The sequence below is a fragment of the Streptosporangium sp. NPDC020145 genome (assembly GCF_040631275.1).
Taxonomy (GTDB): domain Bacteria; phylum Actinomycetota; class Actinomycetes; order Streptosporangiales; family Streptosporangiaceae; genus Streptosporangium.
This window is the reverse complement of sequence record NZ_JBEXZT010000005.1, coordinates 337205-358235: the sequence shown is the minus strand read 5'-3', so window position 1 is coordinate 358235 and position 21031 is coordinate 337205. Positions and strand designations below refer to the sequence as shown.

Genomic DNA, 21031 nt, shown 5'->3' with positions numbered 1-21031 from the left:
GCGAGGAGAAACCCGTGTCCGCAGAGCCCCGTCAGACCCCCTGGAGCGACTCCTACGACGGGTGGCGGGCGGACGCCGCGGACCCGGCCTTCAGCGAGTGGCTGCGCTCCGGCTCCGAGCCGGAGTGGACGGCGGTCGTCACCCACCCGTTCGCCGCCTCCATCACCCGGGGGCTGACCTCTGAGGAGGCCATGCGCCGCTACCTGGTGCAGGACTTCCAGTTCGTCGACTCCTTCACCGCGCTGCTCGGCGCCGCCGTCGCCGCCGCGGACAACTTCGAGTCACGGGTGCCGTTCGGCCGCTTCCTCGGCGAGACCGCGACGACGGAGGAGAAGACCTACTTCCACCGGGCGCTGGCCGCCCTCGGCGCGAGCGAGGCCGAGCTGACCGCTCCCCCGCTCGAACCGGTGACGGCCGACTTCCGCGCGCTGATGGACGAGGCCAGAAGGAGCCTGGACTACCCGGCCATCCTGGCGGTCCTGTGCGTGGCGGAGTGGAGCTACCTCGGCTGGGCGAGCCTGGCCGAGGAGCCGCTGCCCGGCGGTCCCGGCGGCCCGGGGAGCTTCGTGCACCGTGAGTGGATCGAGTTGCACGAGGGACCCGCGTTCCGCGCCTGGGTCGCCTTCCTGCGCGGCGAGCTCGACCGCCTCGGCCCCGCGCTCCCCGCGCGGGAGCAGGCCCGCGTGCTCGACGTCTTCCGCCGGGCCGTACGGCTTGAGCTGCGCTTCTTCGACATGGCCGCCGGTTCGTGAGAGCCGGCCGCCGGGGCTCCCGCGGGCCCCGGCGGCGGCCGACGTCAGGAACGCACCTTCGTGACGACGGTCTTGGTGAAACGGAAGACGCAGAACCGGTCACGCGCGGCGGCGCGGCCGTAGTGCCGCTCGAAGTCCTTCTGGCCGAGGCCGTCGACGCTGTCGAAGCCCAGTCTGGCCACCGCCGTCCTGCCGCCGTGGCGGGCGAGGGTGGTGCTCAGGACGATCCTGCCCTTGTGCGGAACCGGCTTGGAGACGTCGCTGGGAACCTCGCACCACAGGCCGTCACGGTACCTGTGGCAGGGGAAGGTGGCCACCTTCCTGCCCGAGGGGTCCATGAGGGTCGCCGTGCGCGGGGCCTTCGCGCCCCTGGGGAGGGTGCCGCCGACCCAGAAGGAGGCCCAGTAGGGGGCGAAGGACTCCATCCAGGTCATGGAGTAGTCGAGGGTGTAGGTGACGCGCCCGCCCTGGTGGACGCGCGGGGTTCCCTTGGCCTTGAGCTTGATCTTGACGAGGGGTTCCCGTTCGCACTTCTCCACCGCGCTGACGCAGGTCGCCGCCTGCGCGGGGGCGATGGGTGACAGGGCGACCGCGACGAGGGCGAGACCCGTGGTGAGGCCGAGAGCTCGGCGCATGAGTCCTCCTGGGGGGATCGGCCGGAGAGGGGGTCCGTACCCTGCGGCGATCCCCGCTCCGGACTCGGGAGGCGCCACATCGGGAGGCCGCGGCCACCTCGCGGCGGACAAGACCTCCCGCACCGATCACTACGTACGGACGGCCGGAACGGTTCAGCGGGGAGTCACCGGTCCCCCGGATACCGGGCGGGCGGAAAGGAGGGGGTCCGCCGCCCACCCGGAAACGGCCAGATTACCCCGCCGCCCCCCGAATCCGCCCATCCCAAAACATCACCGGGTCACGGGTGTCGGGCCTGTGGAGCGTTCTACCTCCTCCGGCCGCGCCTCAGCAGGCGGAACACGACCAGGCCGACGGCCGCCGTGACGGCCGCCACGGCCGCGGCCGCGACGGGACGCCTGGCCGCCCGCGTGGTGACCTCGTCGGCGGCCCGCCGCACGTCGGCCGGGGTGGTCCGCCTGACCCGCTCGGCGACCCCGGTCGCGGTGGCCGCGGTGGCCGCGCCCGCCCGGCGCAACTCGTCGCCGACCTGGGCGGCCGTCTCGTGCACACGCCCTCGCACGTCGGTCTTGCGCACCAGCGCCTCCACGGTCTCCCCCAGTTCGCGGCGGTCCCGCTCGATGTCCCGCCGTACGGACTCCCGGCTCGTTCCCCCGGCCTCGCCCGTCTCCTTCCCGTGGGCCTTCTCCGGAGACCTCTCCGCAGCCCCTGTGGCCTTCCCTGTGGCCCCCTCTGCGGCCTTCCCGGGGGCCTTCCCGGGGGTCCGCCGGACGGCTGTGGGCTGTCCGGTGCCCCCGTCCCCCTCGGCGAGGCTGGGCGTGCCGTCGCCCCCCTCACCCGTGGGCGCCGAGGAGGGGCCCCCGCCCGGCTGTTTGGGCGGGACGTTCAGCGACATCCTCTCGTCGGGGGCCACCGGGGCGCCGACCCGCTGTCTGTGGGCGCCGACCGTGCCCGCGTCCCAGATCTCGTCCTTCGGAGTTCCGTTGTCGCTCTCGCTCATCGGTGCGCACTCTCCTTCACCATGCCGATGTCCTCCCTGAGGCTCTCGATGGTCAGCTCGGGAGCGGGCGGAACGGCCTCGGACACCTGCCGTTTGCCGAGGAGCCCCAGAACGGCGGCCACGGCCAGGAGCACGACGCCCACGACGGCGGCGGCGACCCAGGCGGGCATCACCAGGGCGAGAAGCAGGATCACCGCGGCCACCAGGCAGCCGCCGCCGTACAGGGCCACCACACCGGCCCCGCCGAACAGCCCCGCCCCGAGCCCGGCGTGTCTGCCCTTCTCCGCGAACTCCAGCTTCGCCAGGCGAAGCTCGTCCCTGACGAGGCGGGAGACCTCCTGTGACATCCGCCGGATCAGCTCGGCGGTCGACAGCGTGTCCTTGGGATTGCCGATCATGGCGTTCCTCCTCCCTACAGGAGAAGGCGCCTACCCTGTGGCGGGACGGCAAACCCCAGGTCACCGACGATTGATCGGGCCGTTGCCCGTCCTTTCCCCGCGGCCACGCGCCCTTTCCCCGCGCCTCACGGCGCGGGCCGCACCGGCCGCACCGGCCCGTGACCTCGAAAGCCGCCCCCGTGCACGCCTTCGAGGGCCCGTCCACGGCCGGCGCCCCGGGTGGAGAGCTCCGGGGCGCCGGCCGTGGACGCCGGAGCCGCCGGCGGAACCCACGTCAGACGGCCCCTGACAACGAGGCCGTCGTCCCACAGCGGACTCACCGTAAGCCGCGCGAGACCCGGTCCACATCGGCCCGCGGGCGGATACGGCCGTGACCCGCGCGGTAGGCGCGGCGCGGCCGTACAACTTCCGCGGTACGGTCACTCATCCACCGGCTCGATGAGAGGACGGTCCGCGCCTGGCTAGCATGCCGCGCATGCGGGCAACAGTGACGGCACTCGCGCGGCGGGTGGGTGAGGTCGACCCACGGATCGTCGACACCCTGCTGGCCGTCGCGCTCACCGGGATCACCCTGGTGTGGGCCGTCAAGGACCAGACCGGCACCTGGTTGCGTCCCGACACGGTCGCGATCCTGCTGACCTGCGCGGCCAACCTCCCCGTCGCCGTACGGCGGCACGCGCCCATGACCGCGCTCCTGCTGTGCGTCGCCGCGTCCCTGTGGCACCACAGTCTGGGCTACCAGCCGAACGTGAACAACTTCTCCGTCCTGCTGACGCTCTACACCGTGACCGTACGGCGCTCGCTCGCGGCCGGGGTCGCCGGGGTCCTGGCCGCGGCCTCGGTCTGGTGGTGGTCCTCACTCGCGGCGTCGAAGGACATGGCGGCGCTGAACCTGGCGCAGAGCGTGCTGATCGTCCTGACGGCCTGGACGCTCGGCCTGGGCACCCGCAGGCTCGCCGACCGCAACAGGCGCCTGGCCGACCTCTCCGAGCGGCTCGGATACGAGCAGGAGGCGCGGGCGAGGCGCGCGGTCACCGAGGAGCGGGTGCGCATCGCCAGGGAGCTGCACGACATCGTCGCCCACCACATGTCGGTGATCTCGGTGCAGGCGGGGCTGGCCCGTTACGTGTTCGCCAGCGACCCGGGGACGGCCAGGACCGCGCTGGCCACGGTCGCCGACACCAGCCACGAGGCCCTTGAGGAGATGCGGCGGCTGCTGGCGGTGCTCAGGGTCGACCGGCGGCCGGGCATGGACGGCGTCTACGACCCGACCCCCGGCCTGCCCCAGCTCGGTCAGCTCGTCGAGCGCGTCCGCGCCGCCGGGGTCGAGGTCGCCCTCGACGTGTCGGGCAAGGCGAGGCGGCTCAACCCCGGGGTCGAGCTGTGCGCCTACCGGGTGGTCCAGGAGAGCCTGACCAACGTCATCAAGCACGCGCTGCCCGCCCACGCCTCGGTACGGCTGCGCTACGACTGTGAGGAGCTGATCATCACGGTCACCGACGACGGCGCCGTCCCGCAGGGGGACGAGGGGGGCGGCCTCGGGTTGATCGGGATGCGCGAACGGGTCAGGCTCTACGGGGGCGAGATGCGCGCGGGACCGCTGCCGGGAGGCGGGTTCGAGGTCACGGTGACGTTGCCGCTCTCAGCCCCTCAGGAGCGAGGAGACCAATGATCAAGGTACTGGTCGTCGACGACCAGATCCTGGTGCGGGCCGGGTTCGCGGCGCTGATCCGGGCCACCCCCGACCTGGAGGTCGCCGGGGAGGCCTCCGGCGGGCAGGAGGCCGTCGCCATGGCGGGCTCGACCCGCCCGGACGTGATCCTGATGGACGTGCGGATGCCCGACCTGAACGGCATCGCGGCGACCGAGCGCATCCTGGCCACGACGGGCCCGGCCCAGCCGAAGGTGCTGATCCTGACGACCTTCGACCTCGACGAGTACGTCTACGACGCGCTGCGGGCCGGGGCGTCCGGCTTCCTGCTCAAGGACACCCCTCCCGAGCGGCTGATCGCGGCGGTCCGCACCATCGCCGCCGGGGACATGCTGTTCGCGCCGACCGTGACGCGCCGCCTGGTCGAGGCCTACACCAGGGAGAAGGACACCGCGCTCGTCTCGTGGACGGGGCTCGACACGCTCACCGCCAGGGAGACGGAGGTGCTGCGCCTGGTCGGCAGGGCGCTGTCGAACGGGGAGATCGCCGACGAGCTGCAGGTGAGCGAGGCGACGGTCAAGACCCACCTGAACCGGACGATGACCAAGCTCGGGCTGTCGAGCCGCGCCCAGGTGGTCGCCCTGGCCTACGAGACCGGCCTGGTCAGCCCGCGGCACGGCCGCTGAGCGCCCCGCCGTACGGCCCGGGTCAGGGGCCCCCGGGGGTCAGGGTGTGCAGGTGGAACTCCTCCGTCCCCTCCTCCTCGACCCACGAGGGCTCCGACAGGAGCCTGGTCAGGACGAACCCGCCCTTGACCGCGACCCGGCACGAGGCGGCGTTGCCCGTGGCGTGCCGCAGGTCGAGGCGGGAGAGGCCGAGGAAGCCGAACGCCCAGCGCCCGACGACGCCCAGCGCCCGGGTGGCCACGCCGAGGCCCCTGGCGGAGGGCAGCACCCAGTAGCCGACCTCCCCGTGGCCGCGGGCCGCGCCGGTACCGATCCTGACCCTGATGTGGCCGAGCACCTCGCCGGTCGTCGCGCCGGTGACGGCGAAGGAGGCCTCCGAGCCGTCGGACCAGCCGAGCGCGCGCTGGGCGAGCCAGGCCCGCTCGTCGGCTCCCTCGGGCAGGCCGGTCGCCCAGCGGCGGATCCGTGGATCCCGCAGGGCCAGCGCCGCCGCCACGGCGTCGGCCTCCGACAGGTTCCACGGACGCAGGTGCAACGCTCCGGCGGTGATCTCCATGGGTTCCACGTCCGCCGAGCCTACTTTCGCGGAGTGGCGAAAAGTAGTGACAGGCGAGATCATGAGACCCTTGCCCTACTTCAAGTACAGAGAAGAAGGGCGGCACGCTAGAGATGGCACAGATCGTCGGTGGCGGGCGCCCGGTCAACGACGCGGAGCGGCGGGTCATCGCGCATCTGCGGGACAGCGCGCCGGACGACTGGCTGCTGCTGCACAACATCGAGGTGCCCCGTGGCGACGACGCCTTCGAGGTGGACCTGATCGTCGTGACCGGCCACTCGCTCTGTGTCATCGACGTCAAGGGCACCCGGGGCAGGATCGAGGTGGCCGGGACGCGGTGGTTCCCCGCGCGGCGGGACGCCTTCGGCTCCCCCGTGGCCAAGCTGCGCGGCAACGGGCGGGCGCTGAAGGGCCTTCTCACCCAGAGCCACCGGGAGCTCGAACGGGTCTACGTCGACAGCGTCGTCGTGCTGACGGGCGCCGACGCCGAGCTCGTCGACCCGGCGGGCCGTGACGCGCGGCACGTCACCGACCTGGCGGGGCTGGTCGCCATGCTGAGCGACGTCTCCCGGGTCAGGCGGGGATACACCCCGGACGCCAGGCCGTACCGCACGGCGGTGATCGAGGCGCTGAACGGCAGCGTGCGGCGGTCGACCTCGCCGCCGCGCTTCGGCAACTGGGAGGTCGAGGAGCAGCTCGGCGGGGACAACCGGACCACCGAGTACCGGGCGATCAACGCGACGCTGCCGGGCAGCGAGACGGTCCTGCTGCGGGTCTACCGCGCCGACCCGCTGGCCGAGGAGGAGCCCAGGGCGGCCGAGCGGCGGCTGATCGCCAACGCCTACCAGTCGCTCACCCGCATCCCCCCGCACCCGTGCGTCGTGCGCTCGCGCGACTTCTTCGCCATCGACGACGAGAGCCGGTTCGTGCTGGTCCTGGACGACGTGCACGGCCAGGCGCTGCATCTGTACATGTCCCAGGCGGGCAGGCGGCCGTCGGTCGAGGCCGAGCTCGACGTGGTCGAGGACATGTTGCTCGGGCTGGCCCACGTCCACGCCAACAACGTCATCCACCGGGCGCTCAGTCCCGCCCGCGTCCTGGTCACCGAGGACGGCAGGGCCATGCTGACCGGGTTCGACTACGCCAAGCCCGGTCCGCGTCCGCACACGGTGGCCAACGAGCTGCCCAACGTGCTCGACACCCACTACGTCGCCCCCGAGTGCCAGGCCAGGCCGGAGCGGATGACCGCCGCCGCCGACGTGTACGCGGCGGGGGTGATCGCCTTCCAGCTGCTGACCGGCGGACTGCCCGCGCCGGGGTCGGACGCCGTGGGCCAGGCGCGTCCCGGCGTGCCCGCCGAGGTGATGGAGCTGCTGCGCCGGATGCGCGACCCCTCCTCCGCCGGGCGCCCCTCGGCCGCCGAGGCCCTCGACGACCTGCGCAGGGCGCGGGAGGGGCTTGCCCCCGCGCGGGAGCCGATGCTGCTCGGCAGGCTGCGCAACCGCTTCCTGCGGTCCTCCCGCCGCTAGGACCTGTTTTGTGGATCTTCGCCGTGGCGAGGATCGTCCAGGCGGATGCCCCGCAAGGCGGAGGAGGAGCTCATAACGGAGTTATGGGCGACGACGACAACGCGGCGGGGGGCCGCCTGGACGACCGCAGTAGGCGTAAAGATCCACAAAACAGGTCCTAGGTCCCGCCTCCGTACGGCCCCGCGCGTCAGGAGTCGACGAAGTCGTCCGTGACCATGACGCGCAGGCCGTTGGGAACGGTCCTGATCGTGATCGGGGTCATCAGACGCACCTCGCCGTCGACGTCGGCCGCCAGCGGCGGGTCGGTCTCCAGGTACATCTCCTGACCGACGACGAAGGGGCCGCCCGCGAGGCTGCGCCAGCGGCCGGTCGTCGCCCGTACCAGGGTCTCCACCAGCAGCCTCAGCCGTTTGCCCGAACCGAGCTGGTAGGCCACGAGCCTGCCGTTGTCGATGCTGATGTCCCTGGCCACCTGCCAGCCGCCGTGGAAACGGCCGTTGGCGATGTTGAGCTGGTGGGTGAGCAGCTCGTGGCGGCGGCCGTCTGCCGTGATGAAGGCGCGGAAGGGCCGGTGGCGGGGCAGGATCGTCAACGCGGTGAGCGGGTAGGCGGCCCGCCCGAGCAGGCGTTTGAGCCAGGGCCTCACGGTGCCCGCGACCTCGACGGAGACACCGAAGCTGGCCAGGTTGGCGAACTCCCTGTCACCGGCGACGCCCAGGTCGACGTCGGCGACCTTGCCGGTGCGGAAGACCCTGATCGCGCCCGGCAGGTCGAGGGGCAGGCCGAGGCTGCGGGCGAAGTTGTTGGTCGTGCCGAGCGGCAGCACGCCCAGGGCCACGTCCCGGTGCGCGACGTGCTTGACGGCGGCGCTGAGCGTGCCGTCCCCGCCGCCGACGATGAGCAGGTCGGGCCGTTCGGCCAGGGCCGTGTCCAGGGTGGCGCGCAGACGGCGGGGGTCGACCACGGCGAAGGTGCGGATCGGCTCGAAGCCCTCGGCGCGCAGCGTGGCGACCACCCGGGGGTAGAGACGGCGGCCCCTGCGCGAGTGGGTGTTGACCACCACGCAGACCCTACGCCCGGTCCTGATGGCCTCGGTGTGCTCTGCCTTGCCTCGTAACTCGCCCACGCCGCCCCTTCCGGTCCACTGCCTTCCCGTCAGATCGTAGGGCCCGCCGGATCGTGGGGCTGCGCCCGCGGCCGGGTACGGCGGACGCCCGGCCGGAAAGGTCCGGCCGGGCGTCCTGGTGTCTCACCGTTCGCCGGGGTCGTCCCCGCCCGGGTGGGCCCGGACGGGGACGCGCCGGGTCACTTCTTGGGCGGGGTCACCTGGAGGAGGACACCGAGGTTGCCGGGGAGCGGGGCGAGCAGCTTGAACTTCACGCCCAGGGCCTTGCCCTCGTCACCGGGGTTACCGCTGCCCAGGACGTTGCCGTTGCCCAGGTCGACGCCGTACACGTCGGTCGCGGGGGTGCCGTCGGGGTTGACCACCCGGGTGCTGTACTGCTGGTCGCCCTTGGAGGGGACGACCACCGAGGCGTCGAAGTCACGGTAGTACAGGCTGCCGTCACGCAGTTCGAACCCGGGGTACCAGGTCTTGGCGTCGGTGAACTCGCGCACACCGGGCAGCGCGGCGGTGTTGGTGCAGTACTCGCTGAAGGGCTCGTTCGGCCCCTCGATGCACTCCTTGAAGGGGTAGGTCTTGCCGAAGGTGAAGGCCGCGTTGGAGGTCTGCACGCGTCCCTGCATGTTCTTCAGGATGGTCGTGTCCTTGGTCGCGGCCACGCCGGTCCGCCGCAGCGGCTCGAAGTGGGAGTCGACCAGGAGCAGGCTGCCCTTGGAGCCGATGCTCGGCGACAGTTCGAGGTTGTTGCTCAGGACGTTGTTGGTGAAGGTCGAGTCGCGGTACCAGACGAGCAGGCCGGGGGCGTTGTACTTGACCTTCTCCACCTTCCACGAGCCGTCACGCGAGTAGTCGGTGGTGTAGGTGTACTGCAGGCCCTTGTCGAAGCCGTCGAAGTTACGCCACTCGGCGAGGTAGAACCGGGAGACCTCACGGAAGCCGTCGTTGATGCCCCAGCCCTGGCCGTGGGTGTTGGTGTAGGTGCCACCGCTGGCCGTCCAGCCCTGGTTGCCACCCTCGACGTCGTCGCTCCAGACGGTCTGGGCGCCGTTGGTCAGCGAGAAGTCGTCGGCGTGCCAGCTGCGCGGGGTGAAGGCGGCGTCGGTGTTGTAGACGAGCCTGAGCTTGACCGTCTTGCCCGCGTAGGGGGCCAGGTCGACGTAGTCGTGCCGCCAGCCGTTGGTGTTGCCGGTGAGGGCGTACTTCCTGTTGTTGAACTTGGAGAGGTTCTTGTTCGGGTCCGGGTAGTCGTCACCGGTGGAGACCAGGGCGCCGCCCTCGGTGTAGACCTTCTGCTGGCTCCAGGTGGCGCCGTTGTCCGTGGAGACCTCGATGAAGCCGAAGTCCCAGTCCTCCTCGATCTCGTAGTTGTTCCAGAGCCAGAACTTCACGTCCGTGCCGGCGGGCACCTGGACGTCGCGGGTGAGCTTGACGTCGGCCCACTCCTGGTCGAGGTTGGACCACCACATCTTGGTGCCGCTGTGCGGCTCGACCATCTTCAGCGGCGCGCTGTCCAGGTTCACCCGGACGCCGTCCTCGGTGAACTTGGGCGTGCGCGAGGACTGACCGACGGTCACGACGCGGCTGCGGTCACCGGGGTTGAAGACCTTGGGGTTGGCCCAGCCGAGGATCCACTTGTCCCACAGACCCATGTGGGTCGGCATCGACTGGAAGATCGGGCCGCTGTGGGAGCCGGCCGACATGAGGTCCCAGAAGTCGACGGCCGAGGAGGCGCTGCCCGTGGTGTCGTAGAGGTCGGGCAGACCGAGGTCGTGACCGTACTCGTGGGCGAAGACGCCGACGCCGGAGTCCTCGGGCTGAACGATGTAGTTGGAGATCTTCACGTCCTTGCCGGGGACCTTGTAGCCACCCGCGACGGCGCTGGAGTGCGCCCAGATCGCGTAGGTGCCCTCGGCGCCGCCGTCGGAGGACTTGTCCTTGCCCGCGTGGACCAGGACGAGGTGGTCGACCACGCCGTCGGGCTCGGCGAAGTTGCCGTCACCGTCGGAGTCGGCGACGTCCTCGACGTCGTAGTCCGCCCACGGGAAGTTCGGGTTGGCGGCGGCCAGGGTGTCGACCGCGTCGATCGCGAGCTGGCCGGGGCCGAGCGGGTTGCTCGGGTGGCCGCTCATGTCCTGCGCTTCCTTGCCACAGGCGCGGGCGCCGTAGTAGGCCTCGGAGTGCGGGACCTTGACCCACGGGGTGGCCTCTCCGGTGACCGTGTAGGCGCCCTTGGACAGCTCCTCGTACATGTTCCGCATCGTGGAGCCGGCGATGTTGATGCCCTTGCGGCCGTCCCGGGGGTCGGTCAGGTCGGTACGGACCCTCTTGGTGATGCCTTCCTTGCTGTAAAGCATCTTGTTGAAGTGGTCCGGGCTGAAATCAGGCACCCAGAAACTGTTGTTGTCCTTGTGTGCCAAGGACGCGGGGTCGGGAATCTTGTTATGCAGCGGGCCGTTGAGCAGGGTGCCCGGCGGCTCGGTGACGCAGTTCGCCGGGTCGTCGTCGTTGACGTTCGGCGGGCGCTTGAAGCCCGAGAAGTCGTCGTTGGCCTTGTCGTTGAACTCCACCAGGACGGTGAGGAGTTTGGCCTGCTTGGCGACCTTGGCCTTCTTGAACAGGAATTCGGCGGGGTTGATGCCGGTCCTGATCGCCTCCGCCTCGCGCGCGGCCAGAACGCGTGCCGCGGCGGGGTTACCCTCGGAATACTTGTGGGCGATCTGCCTTGACGGGCTGATCCGGCGCTCCTTGGAGTTCGGCGCGGCCGGGTCCTGCACCTCGGGCTCGTCCCTGGGTGTGGCGTAGTTGATGTAGTAGTCGGCTGCGGTCGGCTGGTACCTCGCGACCGTGGTGTCCACCGTGGTGTCCGCCTGAGCCGACACTCCTCCCGCCGCCAGTCCCGCAGCGGCCAGGCCCACGACGGGCACTATCGCGAGCAGGCGCCTTCGAGCACCCCTGCCTTTGCTGGACAACGCTTACCCTCCCTGCCCGGGTTCGCCGGGCGCGAACGTCCCAGATGCGCCTTATGTACGCACCGAGCGGGACGTTAGACGAGAAGGTAAAGCAGGAGTAAAGCCGCTGAATGATGTTGTAAAACTGTAATGAATCATCACTTCACAGGAAATGGTGATGATTTCCACTATTTTTCTGTTGACAGCGCTTTCACAGCAGGTCAGCGCGGTGAAAGCCGGAAGGCGGGCCTCGGGGAACCGCTCCCACGGCTCCCCGGGCCCGCCGACGACCCCGAGTAGGGAATCCGGTGGCTCGCTCTCCTGCGACCCCGGTTCAGACCTCCTCGCCGGGGGCGGTCGGATCGAGCTGGCGCGGCTGCGCCTCGACCCTGGGGTACTTGAGGTCGAACGCGGGACGCTCGGACCTGATGCGCGGCAGCGAGGTGAAGTTGTGCCGCGGCGGCGGGCAGGAGGTCGTCCACTCCAGCGAGTTGCCGAACCCCCAGGGGTCGTCCACGGTCACCTTCGGCGCGTTCCTGGCGGTCCACCAGACGTTGTAGAGGAACGGCAGCGTGGAGACACCCAGGATGAAAGCGCCGACCGAGGAGACCAGGTTCAGGAAGGTGAAGCCGTCGACCGGGCTGTAGTCGGCGTAGCGGCGCGGGAAGCCCGCCGCACCGAGCCAGTGCTGCACCAGGAAGGTCGCGTGGAAGCCGACGAACAACAGCCAGAAGTGGATCTTCCCCAGCGTGTCGTTGAGCATCTTGCCCGTCATCTTGGGCCACCAGAAGTAGAAGCCCGCGAACATCGCGAAGACCACGGTGCCGAAGACGACGTAGTGGAAGTGGGCCACCACGAAGTAGGAGTCGGTGACCTGGAAGTCCAGCGGCGGGGAGGCCAGGATGATGCCGGTCAGGCCGCCCAGGAGGAACGTCACCAGGAAGCCGACCGAGAACAGCATGGGTGACTCGAAGGTCAGGTGCCCCCGCCACATCGTGCCCACCCAGTTGAAGAACTTCACCCCGGTCGGGACCGCGATGAGGAACGTCATGAAGGAGAAGAACGGCAGCAGCACCCGGCCGGTGGCGAACATGTGGTGCGCCCAGACCGTGACGGACAGCCCCGCGATGGCGATGGTCGCGCCGACCAGGCCGATGTAGCCGAACAGCGGCTTGCGGCTGAAGACCGGGATCACCTCGGTGACGATGCCGAAGAACGGCAGCGCGATGATGTACACCTCGGGATGGCCGAAGAACCAGAACAGGTGCTGCCAGATCAGCGGCCCGCCGGTCGCGGCGTCGTAGACGTGCGCGCCGAGCTTGCGGTCGGCCTCCAGCGCCAGCAGCGCGGCGGCCAGCACCGGGAAGGCGATCAGCACCAGCAGTCCGGTGAGAAGCACGTTCCAGGTGAACAGCGGCATGCGGAACATCGTCATGCCGGGAGCGCGCATGCAGATGATCGTGGTGATGAAGTTGACGGAGCCGAGAATCGTCCCCAGGCCCGACAACACCAGGCCGACGATCCACAGGTCACCGCCCACCTGCCCGGAGAAGGTCGCGACCGACAGGGGGGTGTAGCCCGTCCAGCCGAAGTCGGCCGCTCCGCCGTTGGTGGCGAACCCGCCGAGCGCGATGATCCCGCCGAACAGGAACAGCCAGTAGCTGACCATGTTGAGCCTGGGAAAGGCCACGTCCGGCGCGCCGATCTGCAACGGCATGATCACGTTCGCGAACCCGGCGAACAGCGGGGTGGCGAAGAACAGCAGCATCAGCGTGCCGTGCATGGTGAACAGCGCGTTGTACTGGACGGTGTTGACGAGCTGCAACCCGGGATGCGCCAGCTCGGCCCGGATGACCAGGGCCATCACGCCGCCGATCAGGAAGAACACGAACGCGGTGATGATGTAGAGGTCTCCGATGACCTTGTGGTCCGTCGACGTCAGCCACGAGACGACCACCCTCCCCGCGCGGACGGGCTCGGCCGCGGCCCGCTGTTGCACAGTCGTCACAGCGAGGCTCCCTTCGGTTGGGCGACAGCCGTACGAATCGAGACTTCTCCTCACCTGGCCGTCACGTCACCACATTTGGCAGAACCCTCACCGAGCCTCGCCCGCATCATCACGTGACATCCCGTGTGATCCCCCCTCGGACCGGGCCCCGTACAGTCCCCCTGTGAGCGTTATCTCCGAACTCGTCGCCGCCCTCTCGCCGGAGAAGGTCCTGACGGACCCTGACGTCACCGACTCCTACGCGCGGGACAGGACCTTCCTCGAACCGGGCAGGCCGCTGGCCGTCGTGCCGGCCGAGACCAGGCAGGACGTGGTGGCCACCCTCAGGTGGGCCACGGAGCACCGGGTGCCCGTCGTGCCCAGGGGCGCGGGCAGCGGCCTGGCGGGCGGGGCGACGTCGGTCGAGGGCTGCGTCGTCCTGACGCTGCACAGGATGACGGCGATCAGGGAGCTCTCGCCCGCCGACGAGGTCGCCGTGGTCGAGCCCGGCGTGATCACCGCGGACCTGGACAGGGCCGCCAGGGCGCACGGGCTGATGTACGCGCCCGACCCCTCCTCCCACGAGATCTCCACGATCGGCGGCAACCTGGCCACGAACGCGGGCGGCCTGCGGTGCGTGAAGTACGGCGTGACCCGCGACTCGGCGCTCGGCCTGGAGGTCGTCCTGGCCGACGGACGGGTCCTGGAGACGGGCAGGCGCACGGTCAAGGGGGTGACGGGCTACGACCTGACCGGCCTGTTCATCGGCTCCGAGGGGACGCTCGGGGTGATCACCTCGGCCACCCTGCGACTGCGCCGGGCTCCGGCCGTCTATCCGGCGACGATCGCGGCCGAGTTCACCTCGCTCAGGGACGCCGCCGCCGCGGTCGCGGCGATCATCGCGGCGGGGTGCCAGCCCTCCCTGCTTGAGATGCTCGACCGCACGACGCTCAAGGCCATCGACGACTGGCGCAACATCGGGCTTGAGGCCGGCACCCAGGCGATGCTGATCGCGCAGTCGGACGCCGCGGACGGCCCCGTGGTCGCCGAGCGGATGGCCAGGCTGTGCGCGGAGAACGGCTCGCCCTTCGTCGCGGTCTCCTCCTCCGAGCAGGAGGCCGAGGAACTGGTCGGGGTCAGGAGGCTCGCCTACCAGGCCAAGGAACGGCTCGGTAAGTGCCTGGTCGAGGACGTGTGCGTGCCCCGCTCCGCGCTGCCGTACATGATCGAAAGGATCGAGGCCATCGCGGCCAGGCACGGGGTGCTGATCGCCACGGTCGCGCACGCGGGCGACGGCAACCTGCACCCGGTCTTCGTCTTCGACCGCGGCCTGGCGGAACCGCCGCCCCAGGTGTGGGCGGCGGCCGACGAGGTCTTCAGGGAGGCGCTCGGGATGGGCGGCACACTGACCGGCGAGCACGGGGTCGGGCTGCTGAAACGGCGCTGGCTCGCCCTGGAGGCGGGACCCGTGACCGAGGAGGTCCACCACGGGATCAAGCGGGTCTTCGACCCGCTCGGCATCCTCAACCCCGGCAAGGCCATCTGACGGGCGTCTCCGGCGCGCCATCCGGACCACGGCTCACGCTGGTAGCGTTCTGCACCACATAACCCAATTCGTAGGTTTTGTCGGGGGGCATCGTGGTACAGCCGCTCACGTCGGGGGATCCTCCGCGGCTCGGGCCGTTCGAGCTGACCGGCAGGCTCGGCGAAGGAGGCCAGGGCGTCGTCTACCTGGGCAGGGGGCCCGCGGGCGAGCAGGTGGCCGTCAAGCTTCTCCACCACGGGCTCGCCACCGATCCCGAGGCCAGGACGCGCTTCCTGCGCGAGGTCTCCGTCGCCCGGCGGGTGGCGAGGTTCTGCACCGCCCCGGTGCTCCACGCCGACCTCGCGGGCAGCCAGCCGTACATCGTGAGCGAGTACGTGCCCGGCCCCTCCCTGCGCCAGCTCGTCGACCGGGAGGGCCCGAGGCGGGGCGCGGCGCTCGAACGCCTGGCGGTCAGCACCGCCACCGCCCTTTCGGCCATCCACCGGGCGGGCATCCTGCACCGGGACTTCAAGCCCGCCAACGTGCTGATGGGGCCCGAGGGGCCCGTGGTGATCGACTTCGGCATCGCCAGGGCACTTGACTCGCCGGGGACCACCGCGACGGGGACGACGATGGGGACGCCCTCCTACCTCGCTCCCGAGCAGCTCGGCGGGGGTGAGGTGACGGCGGCGGCCGACGTGTTCGCCTGGGGCGTCACGATGGTCTTCGCCGCGACCGGGCGGCCCGCGTTCGGCGCCGACTCCATCGCCGTGGTGATGAACCGCATCCTGACCGTCGAACCCGACCTGGGCGGTCTTGAGGGGCATCTGCGCGAGCTGGTCGCCGCCTCCCTGTCGAAGGACCCGGCGTCACGCCCGACCGCCGAGGAGCTGGTCAGCCATCTGATGGGGGCCACGGTCCCCTCCCCCGTCAGGAACGCCGCGCCCGCCGCCCCGGCACCGGCACCGGCGCCCGCCCCCGTGGCTCCACGGGTACGGCGGCGCCCCTCCGGGATGCTGCTCGCCGGAACCGCCGCGATCGTCGTCTTCGGCGCGACGGCGGGCGCCGTCGTGGTGCTGCAGGGCGACTGGGGGGCCGCGAGCACGCGGGCCGCGGTCTCCCCGCCCGTCACGGTGCGGTCGCCGTCGCCGGACCCCGTGCTCTCCCCCGCCGACCCGCCCTCCGCCTGGACGTCCGCGACGCCCCGCCCGCGGCAGCGCAGGAGCACCGAGCCCGTCGGCCGTCTCACCGCGGAGCCCGGCACGGCCCGGCCCCGGCAGCCGTCCGGCCCGCCTCGGGCGACCCGTGAGCCCAGCGCGAAGCCGACCCAGGACCCCACGCCCAAGCCCACCCCGAAGCCCACGCAGAAGCCCACGGTCAAGCCCACCGTCGAACCGACCGTCGCCCCCACCGTGAAACCCACTACGAAGCCCACCGTGAAGCCCACGGTGCAGCCGACGGTGAAACCCACGGTCAAGCCGACGCCGAAACCCACTCCGAAGCCGACGCCCAAGCCGACCCCGAACATCTACACCGCGACCGGTGTCTGCGGCTCCGGCTACAAGGTGATCGACTCAAGGGGGATCGGCGCCGCGACCGTCTACCTGCTCTACAACTCCGCGGCGGGCAAGAACTGCGTCGTCACCATGTCGAGGTACATGGTCCCCGGGAAGATCAAGATGAACGCGATCCTCCAGGTGAAGGGGGGCGCCTCCGGCTCGAACCCGGGCAGTTTCACCGCCTACGCGGGCCCGGTGCGGATCGCCGCCGTCAAGAAGTGCGTCATCTGGGGCGGCACGTACGGCACGGCGACCTGGAAGAGCGGCTGGAGCCACTGCGGCTGACAGGAGTCCCGCCCGCCTCGCCCCGGGCCGCGCCGGGTACCGTTCTGCGCGTCGGCGCCGAACCCGGGGCCGGGAGCGACCAAGGAGCGTGGATGAACACCGACACGGACCGGCCAGTGGAGCGCCTGGTGCGCAAGGAGGTGTCCGGCGGGATCGCCACGATCACCCTGGACTCCCCGCGCAACCGGAACGCGCTGTCCGTGCGGCTTCTCGGCGACCTGGAGGACCTGCTCACCCAGGCGCTCGCCGACGAGGAGGTGCGTGTCGTCGTGCTCACCGGGACGGGGCCGGTCTTCTGCGCGGGCGCGGACCTGAAGGAGCAGCGGACCGAGCCCGGCGGCGCGCCCGGGGCCCCGGTGACCGCCTCGTTCCCGGAGATCATGCGCCTGATCTGGGAGAGCCCGAAACCGGTCGTCTGCCGGTTGAACGGCACCGCCCGCGCCGGGGGTCTCGGCCTGGTCGCGGCCTGCGACTTCGCGATCGCCCCCGACACGGCGTCGTTCGCGTTCACCGAGGTACGGCTCGGCGTGGTCCCGGCGATGATCTCGGTGACCGTGCTGCGCAGGCTCGACCCCAGGGCCGCGGCCGAGTACTTCCTGACGGGTGAGACCTTCGACGCGGCCAGGGCGCAGGAGATAGGCCTGCTGACCAGGGCGGTACCCGGGGAACTGCTCGACGAGACGGTCGCCCACTACGCCGGGATGCTGCTGCGCGGCGGCCCTGAGGCGCTGGCGCTCACCAAGCGGCTGGTGCGCGAGGTGCCCGCGCTGTCCTTCGAGGAGGGGACGCGGCGCATGGCCGAGCTGTCGGCGCAGCGGTTCACCTCCGCCGAGGGGCAGGAGGGGATCACGGCCTTCATGCAGAAGCGCGCCCCCTCCTGGGTGCCCGAGCGATCCTGAGCCGTACGGCGGTCGCGCGCCAAAAGTCCTATTAATCCCATATTTCATGAAATATGGGCATTTCAGGATTTGAAACCCTCATGCAACCTTCCGAAGTCTAGGATTGCGCGCAATTGTCCGAAGATGCTGGATTGGGGAAGGAATCAGTCATGCGTTCGCGCTTTCCGACCCCCTCCGGCCCGCGCCGCACCCCGGGAGGCGGAGCCAGGAGCCCGCTCGCCGGACGTTCCCACACATATTGATCACGATTGGGGAGACGGCTATGGCACGATCCGCGCGCTCGGTCTACCCTCGTGCGAACCATGCGGGAGATTCGACGGGCGCGCGGAACGGGCGAGCCGGTGGGCGCGCGGGCGCCCCGCCCCCCGCGATCCGCGGAGGAGATCGGGTGAGCGAGTTCCAGCAGGTCCGCACCGAGCTGGGCGCCCGGCTCAGGCAGCTGCGCGAGGCCGCGCAGCTGTCCGGCAAGGAGCTGGCAGAACGGCTGAGGTGGCAGCCGTCTAAGGTCTCCCGCATCGAGAACGCGCGGCAGACCGCCACCGAGGACGACGTCACCCTCTGGGGCCAGGCCGTCGAGGCCACCCCCGAGATCGTCGAGGAGCTGGTCGAGCAGGCCTGCGTCCTGCTGGAACGTCAGGACTCCTGGCGGCAGCGGCACCGTACCGGCCTGGCCACGCTCCAGGAGGACATCCGCGACCTGGAGTCGCGGACCCAGACGTTCCGGGTGGTCGAGCCCGGCGTGATCATCGGCCTGCTGCAGACGACCGAGTACGCCCGCAGCGTCTTCACCAGGATCAAACGCCTGTACAACGCGCCCGACGAGGTCGACGCCGCCATCAGGGTGCGGATGCGGCGCCAGGAGATCCTCTACGACCCGAGCAGGACGTTCCGGTTCCTCATGTCCGAGGCCGCGCTGCGTTACCGCCTGGCGCCGCCGGAGGTGATGTGCGGCCAGCTCGACCGGCTGCTCGCGGTCACCGCGCTGCCGAACGTGGAGTTCGGCGTCCTGCCCTTCGAGGCCCCGCTGCCCGCGGCCCCGATCAACGGCTTCTGGATCTACGACAGGGGGCAGGTGGCGGTGCCGACCAGGACCCGTGACCTGATCCTGCGCGACCCGGAGGACATCGCGTTCTACGAGCACAGCTTCGAGGAGTTCCATCAGGTCGCGGCCTTCAGGGAGGACGCCAGGGCGGTGATCGTCAAGGTATTGGAGGATTTCACACGACAATCTCGGGTTTAGTATCCGCAATTGCTTGATTAACCTCCCAAGATCGTGCAATTCTCTGTCGAGACGGAGGTGATGCACGATGCTGGACACGCTGTCTTGCCTTGAGAAGTTCGCCGCCGCGGCGCGGCAGCACGCCGATCTGGCCGTGCAGCGGGTCTCCTTCGACGACCCCGCCTACGTCTCGGTGCGCAATCGTTTCAGCAGCACCCTGACCGAGACCGTGACCTGCTCCCAGGACGGCGGGTTCATCACCTCGTGGGGCTACCGGCTCGGCAGCGCCGACAACATCGAGGACGCCGCCGCCCGGCTCGCCTTCCTGCTCGCCGCGCTGCCCGCCTGACCCCTCACCCGGTCTCCGGCCCTCGCCGGCGCCCCGTCAGCAGGGTCCCGGCGCCCTGGCGCCCCTGTTCCTGATCCAGCGTTCGAGGTTGCCCTCGCGCCCGCCGAGGATTCCCACGAGGTCCGTCCGGCCCTGTGGTCGCGCGTACAGGCACCATCTGTCGCCGGTGATGTCGCCGATCGTCCACGGCCGGTGACCCGCAGGCCCGGGGGTCACCGCGGGCGGTACGGCGGGCGCCCGGAGACACAGGGTCCACGGCTCGCAGGAACGCCCGTCCGCCCGGGTGTCGGCCGCGGTCGCGGTCGCGGTGGCCCCCGCGGCCAGGATCACCAGCGCCGACAGCGTTCCCCTGATCCGCAGCCTCCGCAGGGCGTCCACTCCCGCCTCCCCTTCGAGATCGTCCCGGCGGGGCCGTCCCGACCGGCGGCACAAGCATGGCCCACTCCCCGCCTTCCCGGCGTCACGCCACGGAACTGTCCGTAACCGGCCAAATGGCGAACTCCCATTTGTGGTCGACCTCAAACCAACCCCAAGTCGTCTCCAAATCGGTCACGCCAGAGTCGGGGCATCGACCGAAGGGATAGATCATGACAATCGGGAACGACCTGCGGCGCGCGGTCAGGGGGCAGGTGCTCGCCTCGGGTGAGGAGGGCTTCGACCGGGCCAGGGCCGCCTGGAACCTGGCCGTTGACCAGCCCGTCCTGGCCGTGGTCGAGGTGCGGGACGCCGCCGACGTGGCCGCCCTGGTCCGCTACGCCCGGCTGGCCGGGCTCTCGGTCTCCGCCCAGCCGAGCGGCCACGGCGCGACCGGCGACGTCGAGGGGGTGATCCTGCTGCGCACCGGCGCGCTCGGCGGTGTCGAGGTGCGGCCCGAGGAGCGGCTGGCCCGGGTCGGGGCGGGCGTACGGTGGGCCGAGGCGCTCTCCGCCGTGAGCCCGTACGGCCTGACCGGTCTCGCGGGCAGTTCCACGGCGCCCAGCGTGGTCGGCTACACCCTGGGCGGCGGGCTGAGCTGGTTCAGCCGCCGTCACGGGCACGCCGCCGACTCCGTCCGCGCCCTCGACGTCGTGGACGCCGAAGGGGAGGCGTTCCGGGTGGACGCGGACTCCGACCCCGAGCTGTTCTGGGCCCTGCGCGGCGGCGGCGGTGACTTCGCACTGGTGACGGCCGTCGAGTTCGACCTGCACCCCGCTCCCCACCTGTACGGCGGGCGCCTGATGTGGCCCGCCGAGCGGGCGGGCGAGGTGCTCGCCGCCTTCCGTGAGGTCACCGCCTCGGCCCCCGAGGAACTCGCGGTCTGGTTCACGCTGCTGAACTTCCCCCCGTTCGACTTCCTGCCCGATCACCTGCGCGGCAGGTCGATGGTGACGATCGACACCACCTTCCTGGGGGAGGCGGCCGAGGGGCGCGACCTGCTGCGCCGTTTCGAGGCGATCGGCGGGACGGTCTCCGACACGCGGGGGCCGCTGCCCGTCGCCGCCCTGGGGGACGTCTGCGCCGAGCCGTCCGACCCGGCGCCCGCCCTCGGGCACGCGGAGTTGCTGACCGGCCTGGACGACGCGGTGGCCGGGGCGCTGCTGTCGGAGCCCATCGCCCCGCTGGTCAGCCTTCAGGTCCGGCACCTGGGCGGCGCGCTCGCCCGTCCGGTGCCCGGCGGCGGCGCCTGCGGCCATCTGACGGAGCCCTACTCGCTCTACATGTTCGGCGTCACCCCGGGCCCCGAGGCCACGGCCGCCGTGGAGACCCGGCTCAAGGAGATCGCCGGGAAGTTCGTGCCGCACACCAGCGGGCGCAAGCCGTACACCTTCCTGGGGGTCGGGGAGCGCGCGGCGGCGGCCTTCCCCGGCGACGTCCTGGCCCGGCTGCGTGACGTCAAGCGGGCCCGTGACCCCCGTGGCGTGCTGCGCGCCAACTACCCGGTCCTCGGCTGAT

General features: G+C 70.9%; 18 protein-coding genes. 10 read left to right on the top strand and 8 right to left on the bottom strand.

Annotated features, from left to right (window positions below):
- The first annotated feature begins 14 nt into the window (after positions 1-14).
- Positions 15-752: a TenA family protein gene (locus ABZ463_RS12575; protein WP_352011578.1), complete on the top strand. Its 738-nt coding sequence runs from the start codon at positions 15-17 to the stop codon at positions 750-752.
- A 44-nt stretch (positions 753-796) separates the two neighbouring features.
- Here the strand turns inward: ABZ463_RS12575 and ABZ463_RS12570 are convergent, their stop codons facing one another.
- From ABZ463_RS12570 to ABZ463_RS12560, 3 genes are all read right to left on the bottom strand, one after another.
- Entirely contained in the window at positions 797-1387 is a 591-nt protein-coding gene (locus tag ABZ463_RS12570; RefSeq protein WP_362775741.1) for a hypothetical protein, read from the bottom strand.
- Positions 1388-1692: 305 nt separating this feature from the next.
- Positions 1693-2385 carry a DUF3618 domain-containing protein gene (locus tag ABZ463_RS12565; protein ID WP_362775739.1) on the bottom strand — a complete coding sequence of 231 codons (693 nt, stop codon included), beginning with the start codon at positions 2383-2385 and terminating at the stop codon, positions 1693-1695.
- A complete protein-coding gene (locus ABZ463_RS12560) occupies positions 2382-2783 on the bottom strand; it encodes a phage holin family protein (RefSeq protein WP_352011575.1) in 402 nt (133 codons plus the stop codon). The genes ABZ463_RS12565 and ABZ463_RS12560 overlap by 4 nt, the downstream gene beginning before the upstream one ends.
- A 475-nt stretch (positions 2784-3258) precedes the next feature.
- Here ABZ463_RS12560 and ABZ463_RS12555 point away from each other — a divergent pair, with 475 nt between their 5' ends.
- Entirely contained in the window at positions 3259-4455 is a 1197-nt protein-coding gene (locus ABZ463_RS12555; RefSeq protein WP_362775736.1) for a sensor histidine kinase, read from the top strand.
- Positions 4452-5120 (top strand): response regulator transcription factor, encoded by a 669-nt coding sequence (locus tag ABZ463_RS12550; protein ID WP_352011573.1) that lies wholly within the window; start codon positions 4452-4454, stop codon positions 5118-5120. The genes ABZ463_RS12555 and ABZ463_RS12550 overlap by 4 nt, the downstream gene beginning before the upstream one ends.
- Positions 5121-5142: 22 nt before the next feature.
- Here the strand turns inward: ABZ463_RS12550 and ABZ463_RS12545 are convergent, their stop codons facing one another.
- A complete protein-coding gene (locus tag ABZ463_RS12545) occupies positions 5143-5676 on the bottom strand; it encodes a GNAT family N-acetyltransferase (RefSeq protein WP_362775904.1) in 534 nt (177 codons plus the stop codon).
- A gap of 113 nt (positions 5677-5789) precedes the next feature.
- Between ABZ463_RS12545 and ABZ463_RS12540 the strand changes: the two genes are divergently transcribed.
- A complete protein-coding gene (locus ABZ463_RS12540; RefSeq protein WP_352011572.1) occupies positions 5790-7205 on the top strand; it encodes an NERD domain-containing protein kinase family protein in 1416 nt (471 codons plus the stop codon).
- Positions 7206-7392: 187 nt separating this feature from the next.
- On the opposite strand, the gene ABZ463_RS12535 is transcribed toward ABZ463_RS12540, so the two are convergent.
- The 3 genes from ABZ463_RS12535 to ctaD all read right to left on the bottom strand — a co-directional run bounded on the left by ABZ463_RS12535 (position 7393) and on the right by ctaD (position 13284).
- On the bottom strand, positions 7393-8331 hold the full coding sequence (locus tag ABZ463_RS12535; protein WP_352011571.1) for a diacylglycerol kinase family protein: 939 nt from the start codon (positions 8329-8331) through the stop codon (positions 7393-7395).
- Positions 8332-8510: 179 nt separating this feature from the next.
- The gene (locus ABZ463_RS12530; protein WP_352011570.1) at positions 8511-11243 is read right to left on the bottom strand and encodes an immune inhibitor A domain-containing protein; all 2733 of its coding nucleotides are present in this window, start codon (positions 11241-11243) and stop codon (positions 8511-8513) included.
- A 367-nt stretch (positions 11244-11610) separates the two neighbouring features.
- Positions 11611-13284, bottom strand: a complete 1674-nt coding sequence (ctaD, locus tag ABZ463_RS12525; RefSeq protein ID WP_352011569.1) for a cytochrome c oxidase subunit I — start codon at positions 13282-13284, stop codon at positions 11611-11613.
- 163 nt (positions 13285-13447) lie between these two features.
- Here ctaD and ABZ463_RS12520 point away from each other — a divergent pair, with 163 nt between their 5' ends.
- From ABZ463_RS12520 to ABZ463_RS12500, 5 genes are all read left to right on the top strand, one after another.
- Positions 13448-14809 carry an FAD-linked oxidase C-terminal domain-containing protein gene (locus ABZ463_RS12520; RefSeq protein WP_362775732.1) on the top strand — a complete coding sequence of 454 codons (1362 nt, stop codon included), beginning with the start codon at positions 13448-13450 and terminating at the stop codon, positions 14807-14809.
- Between the two features lie 92 nt (positions 14810-14901).
- Positions 14902-16632, top strand: coding sequence for a protein kinase (locus ABZ463_RS12515; protein WP_362775730.1), 1731 nt, complete (start codon positions 14902-14904; stop codon positions 16630-16632).
- A gap of 92 nt (positions 16633-16724) precedes the next feature.
- Positions 16725-17531, top strand: a complete 807-nt coding sequence (locus tag ABZ463_RS12510) for an enoyl-CoA hydratase family protein (protein WP_352011566.1) — start codon at positions 16725-16727, stop codon at positions 17529-17531.
- Positions 17532-17919: 388 nt separating this feature from the next.
- A complete protein-coding gene (locus ABZ463_RS12505) occupies positions 17920-18771 on the top strand; it encodes a helix-turn-helix transcriptional regulator (protein ID WP_362775728.1) in 852 nt (283 codons plus the stop codon).
- Between the two features lie 67 nt (positions 18772-18838).
- Entirely contained in the window at positions 18839-19099 is a 261-nt protein-coding gene (locus ABZ463_RS12500) for a hypothetical protein (protein ID WP_352011564.1), read from the top strand.
- Positions 19100-19135: 36 nt separating this feature from the next.
- On the opposite strand, the gene ABZ463_RS12495 is transcribed toward ABZ463_RS12500, so the two are convergent.
- Positions 19136-19477, bottom strand: a complete 342-nt coding sequence (locus tag ABZ463_RS12495; protein WP_352011563.1) for a hypothetical protein — start codon at positions 19475-19477, stop codon at positions 19136-19138.
- Between the two features lie 209 nt (positions 19478-19686).
- Between ABZ463_RS12495 and ABZ463_RS12490 the strand changes: the two genes are divergently transcribed.
- A complete protein-coding gene (locus tag ABZ463_RS12490) occupies positions 19687-21030 on the top strand; it encodes an FAD-binding oxidoreductase (RefSeq protein WP_362775725.1) in 1344 nt (447 codons plus the stop codon).
- The last annotated feature ends 1 nt before the right edge of the window (position 21031 follow it).